The sequence below is a fragment of the Exiguobacterium sp. UBA1053 genome, assembly GCF_002316465.1.
Taxonomy (GTDB): Bacteria; Bacillota; Bacilli; order Exiguobacteriales; family Exiguobacteriaceae; genus Exiguobacterium_A; species Exiguobacterium_A abrahamii.
In genome coordinates this window covers 1-3,164 of the sequence record NZ_DCDO01000004.1, presented here as the reverse complement: position 1 = coordinate 3,164, position 3,164 = coordinate 1, and the positions used below count along the sequence as shown (strand labels likewise).

The window sequence follows — 3,164 nt, the reverse complement described above, 5'->3', positions numbered from 1 at the left end:
GAGTAACGCATGTTGAACATATTTCAGAATATGGTGCGCGGCAGTTTAATTTTTAAAGACAAGTCTACAGCCGGTTTCGGTTGTAGACTTTTTTAGGTAAAATAGAATGAGGAACTTAAAAAGAGGAGGCGCAAACTTGGCCTATCAAGCACTATACCGCGTGTACCGTCCGCAACGATTCGACGAAGTCGTTGGACAAGCGCATATCACCCGTACGATCCAAAATGCATTGATGGNNGGATGTCCCACGCCTATCTATTTTCGGGTCCTCGTGGAACAGGAAAGACGAGTCTTGCCAAAATCATCGCTAAAGCGATCAACTGTGAGCATGCACCGGTCAAAGAACCGTGTAATACGTGCCCGACGTGTCTTGCGATCACGGAAGGATCAAGTCCAGACGTCTTCGAAATCGATGCGGCTTCCAATAACGGCGTAGATGAGATTCGGGAAATCCGGGATAAAGTCAAATATCCCCCTTCAGAAGCAGCCTATAAAGTCTATATCATTGATGAAGTGCATATGTTGTCGACAGGTGCCTTTAATGCCTTGCTCAAAACATTAGAAGAACCGCCTGCGCACGCCATCTTCATCTTAGCAACGACTGAACCACATAAAATTCCGGCGACGATCATCTCGCGTTGCCAACGTTTCGATGTGAAGCGGCATGAAGTCGATCAACTCGTAGAGCGGATGCAATATATCTTAAAAGACCAATCGATCGAGTATTCGGATACGGCATTACGATTGATCGCCCGAGCGGCGGATGGTGGTATGCGTGATGCGCTGAGTCTACTCGACCAAGCGGTTGCTTTTTCGAACGGTGATTTGAACGATGCGGCTGTTCTTGAAGTAACAGGGGCAGTAGAAGATGAAGCGTTATTGAATATTGCCCGTGCCTTACATGAACATCAAGTCGATCAGTTGTTACAGACGCTTGAGACGATGCAACGAGCGGGAAAAGATCTAAAACGTTTCGTGGAGGATCTCGTCTTCTTTTACCGGGACACGTTGTTGTTGAAAGCCTCTCCTACAGCTGTCGATTTGCTAGAGCGTGCTCGCCCGACGGATGAGTTCAAACAATTCGTTGAATCGATTGAAGCAGAGACGTGTTTTACGATCATTGATCAGTTACATGACTGCCAACAACAGATGCGATTGACGAACCACCCTCGGGTACTCGTTGAGATTGCCTTCATTCAAATCGCGGAACAAGGGAGAACGACGGGACAGATCGTCCAATCGTTGCAACAGGAAGTCCGCGAAATGAAAGAACAGATGCACCAGTGGAAGTCAAATGGTGTTCCAGCACAAGAAGCGGCTACACCACAAGCGCAACCGAAGCGGAAACAAGGACGACCAACCGTTCGAATCGCCAAAGAGCGGATTCGCCAAATGCTAGAGCGAGCAGAGAAAGCGCAATTGCGCGAGATTCAAGAGCGCTGGGATCACATCTTAAAATGGATTTTAAAAGAAGATGGACCAATTTACTCGTTACTTCATGAAAGTAAACCGGTTCTTTGTTCAGCGGATACGTTGCTGATCGAATTCGATGACGGTAAAGGATGGCACTTTGAGCAGGTCATGACGAATGAACGAACACGTTTCGTGATTGAAGAAGCGTTGTATGAAGTATGCGGCGTCAAACGCGAAATTTTAGCGATTCTCTCAAAGGATTGGCATGAACTGAAGGCAGAGTTTGTTGCTAAGCGAAATAGTAGTAGTATAGAAGAGAAGGAAACAAAACAAGAATCGGAGAGCGATCAGTTATTGTCCGAGACGCTTGGTCGTTTTGGTGATATCGTAGAGTTCGAAGATTAAATTCGAGGAGGAATACAGATGCGCGGAATGGGAAACATGAACAATATGATGAAACAGATGCAGAAGATGCAAAAGGATATGGCGAAAGCACAAGAAGAATTAAAAGATTTGACAGTGACAGGTACAGCAGGCGGCGAAATGGTCTCAGTCGTCGCAGATGGCCATAAAAATATCGTAGATGTCATCATTAAGGAAGAAGTCGTCGATCCAGATGACGTTGAAATGATTCAAGATCTCGTCTTAGCTGCAACGAACGATGCTTTGAAGAAGGTTGATGAACTCGTAGCAAGTAAAATGGGGAAATTCACACAAGGTATGAATCTGCCGGGAATGTTTTAATTCGTAGGAGGAAACCACTTGCAATATCCTGAAGCGATTAGTCGTTTGATCGAAAGTTTTACGAAACTGCCGGGGATTGGTCCGAAGACAGCAGTTCGTCTAGCGTTTCATGTCCTTGATATGGAAGAGGACGATGTCTTGATGTTCGGAAAGGCATTGGTCAGTGCGAAGCGCGACATTGCCTACTGTAGTGTCTGCGGGAATATCACGGATCAAGATCCTTGTTATGTATGTACAGATAAACACCGAAACCGTACGATTGTCTGTGTCGTCCAAGATTCAAGGGATGTCATTGCAATGGAAAAGATGCGAGATTACCAAGGGTTGTATCATGTCTTGCATGGAGCGATCAGTCCAATGGAAGGAATCGGTCCAGAGGATATCAATGTATCTAGCCTACTGACACGTCTTCAAGCGGACGAAGCGATTACGGAAGTCATCTTAGCAACCAATCCGAATATCGAAGGAGAAGCGACAGCGATGTATCTATCGCGTCTCTTAAAACCGACGGGTATTCGGATCACTCGAATTGCCCATGGTCTTCCGGTTGGTGGAGATCTTGAATACGCAGATGAAGTGACGTTATCTCGTGCAATGGAGGGACGTCGCGAACTATGAGTTGGTTTCGAAAGAAGATTCGCAGTGAGTACGACCAGCGTTTGTTAGAAGAATTAGCAAAAGCAAAAGAAGATTATTTGATGAAGCGTCATCTCTTAGAAATCAGCTATGATGACTACGGTGATTTAGAAGCACAAATGAAGTTAGCGGAATCACTGTATTTCTTCTATATAAGCGAAGCAAAAAGAAGACGCGTCTCATTGATGATGAAGTAAACCGCAGCCATTCTTGCCTGCGGTTTTTACATGCTCTAAAAAAAACTATAAGTTATTTTAATAAAGTAGTTGCGCATGTCTAATTATCGTGATATATTAATTCATGTCCTTAAGAGGACGAGCGCTTACGTCAAACAAGTAAAAAACAATTTCAAAAAAGTTGTTGACTTCTTG

At 44.8% G+C, this 3,164-nt stretch carries 4 protein-coding genes; all 4 read left to right on the top strand.

The features are described from left to right. Window positions 1-240: 240 nt before the first annotated feature. Genes dnaX through B3G15_RS04115 form a run of 4 tightly spaced genes read left to right on the top strand, consistent with a single transcriptional unit; the run spans window position 241 to window position 2,990 of the window. Window positions 241-1,818: a DNA polymerase III subunit gamma/tau gene (gene dnaX, locus B3G15_RS04130; protein WP_290716032.1), complete on the top strand. Its 1,578-nt coding sequence runs from the start codon at window positions 241-243 to the stop codon at window positions 1,816-1,818. Between the two features lie 18 nt (window positions 1,819-1,836). Next, window positions 1,837-2,157, top strand: coding sequence for a YbaB/EbfC family nucleoid-associated protein (locus B3G15_RS04125; protein WP_023469881.1), 321 nt, complete (start codon window positions 1,837-1,839; stop codon window positions 2,155-2,157). Between the two features lie 18 nt (window positions 2,158-2,175). Further along, the gene (gene recR, locus B3G15_RS04120) at window positions 2,176-2,775 is read left to right on the top strand and encodes a recombination mediator RecR (protein ID WP_023469882.1); all 600 of its coding nucleotides are present in this window, start codon (window positions 2,176-2,178) and stop codon (window positions 2,773-2,775) included. Then, window positions 2,772-2,990, top strand: a complete 219-nt coding sequence (locus tag B3G15_RS04115) for a YaaL family protein (RefSeq protein WP_023469883.1) — start codon at window positions 2,772-2,774, stop codon at window positions 2,988-2,990. The genes recR and B3G15_RS04115 overlap by 4 nt, the downstream gene beginning before the upstream one ends. Window positions 2,991-3,164: the final 174 nt, after the last annotated feature.